The organism is Chryseobacterium sp. AG363, assembly GCF_003610675.1.
Lineage (GTDB): Bacteria > Bacteroidota > Bacteroidia > Flavobacteriales > Weeksellaceae > Chryseobacterium > Chryseobacterium cucumeris.
Window position 1 is genome coordinate 1 of sequence record NZ_RAQF01000001.1, and the last position, 1,491, is coordinate 1,491.

A 1,491-nucleotide genomic window follows, 5' to 3' on the forward strand; every position below is an offset into this window, starting at 1 on the left:
GGTGCCGGAGTTGCGCTTGATACAGACTTAGACGGTGTAATTGACCTTTACGATAAGTGTGTAACAGTTCCAGGACCTGTTGAAAACAACGGATGCCCTATCGTTAAAGATCATAAGGAAACTGCTGTAGAAGTAGAGAAAACCCTTAAGGATATTTATTTCAACTTTAATAAAGCTACCATCAGACCTGAATCTAACGAAAAATTGGATCTGGCAGCTTCAATTATTAAAGAAAACGGAGGTAATTACTTGTTGACCGGACATACAGATATCAAAGGAAATGCAGCCTACAATCTTAGATTGTCTAAAGAAAGAGCAGCTGCTGTAGTAGGAGCTCTTGAAAACAGAGGCATTAATGAAAATGTACTAAAATCTAGAGGAGTTGGTTCTGCAGAAGCAACGATCCCGGCATCAGCTTCAGATGCTGAAAGAATGGCAGACAGAAAAGTTACTGTAAGATTTATAGAAAGTTCAGAATGGGATTCTATCAAAAAGAAAGACTATGAAGATGCTCCTGTAAAAAAAGCAGTAAAAAAAGTTCCTGCTAAGAAAAAGAAGAAATAAATTTCAAATACTTCTTAAACCGAAAAGAATTGCTCTTTTCGGTTTATTTTTTTTCTACTACGATTTTTTTTACATACCTTTATCATTATTTTCAGGACAACTGTGTGAAATACGTTAGTAATCAATAAGTTTGTTTTGAAAAAAATTAATACAAAATCACTTTTTAGCGTAAAAAATCATTTAAAATAACTTAACTTAAAAAAATAACACTATGAAATTAAGTTTAGCAATTGTTGCATTAGCTTTGGCAATTCCTTCTGCCACTTATGCACAAGACTCAACGGCAGTTTCAAAAGGAGAGTATCCTAATACATTTTCTTCGGGATCTGCTAATGTTTCCCCATTCACCAATCAATCTAAAAGATTTAATGATTGGTCTATTTCTGCTGGTGTAGGTGTTCCACTTCTTCAGTCAGCAGATTTGACTTCTATCAAAAATGGTAACGGTAAAAACCTTTTTGGATATTCAGCCTACGTAAGTATTGATAAAGCGATTACCCATGCTTTTGGGATCAATTTACAATATGACAGAGGTGAAACCAGACAAGGATGGTTCAATACTAAAAATGCTGCACCCGATGCATCAGCAGTAGGAGCAAGAACTCAGTATGACGCAATCTCTCTATTAGGAGACATTAACTTCTCGAACCTGTTAAGAAGAGTGGACAACCACTCCCCTTACAGATGGGCACTTCACGGGTATGCTGGTATTGGTACTATTGCCTACAGAGCATACCAGAAAGACGGAAGTAACAAACAGACATTAATGACTGAAATCAAACCTTTCCAATTAGGTTCTCTGTTCTTCCAGGCTGGTACAGGTCTGAAGTTTAAAGTAAACAGAAGAATCGACATTGAAGGTAGATTAATGTATGTGGTAACAGGTGATGATGAATTTGACGGAGGCGGTGATGCTTACAGCGCTAT

At 36.6% G+C, this 1,491-nt stretch carries 1 protein-coding gene and 1 pseudogene; both read left to right on the forward strand.

Annotated elements, in window-relative coordinates; genetic code table 11:
* A partial coding sequence (locus DEU39_RS00005; protein ID WP_147367534.1) for an OmpA family protein occupies positions 1-564 on the forward strand: 564 nt, incomplete at its 5' end.
* A gap of 211 nt (positions 565-775) precedes the next feature.
* Positions 776-1,491: pseudogene (locus DEU39_RS00010) on the forward strand (OmpA family protein); the annotation flags it as partial.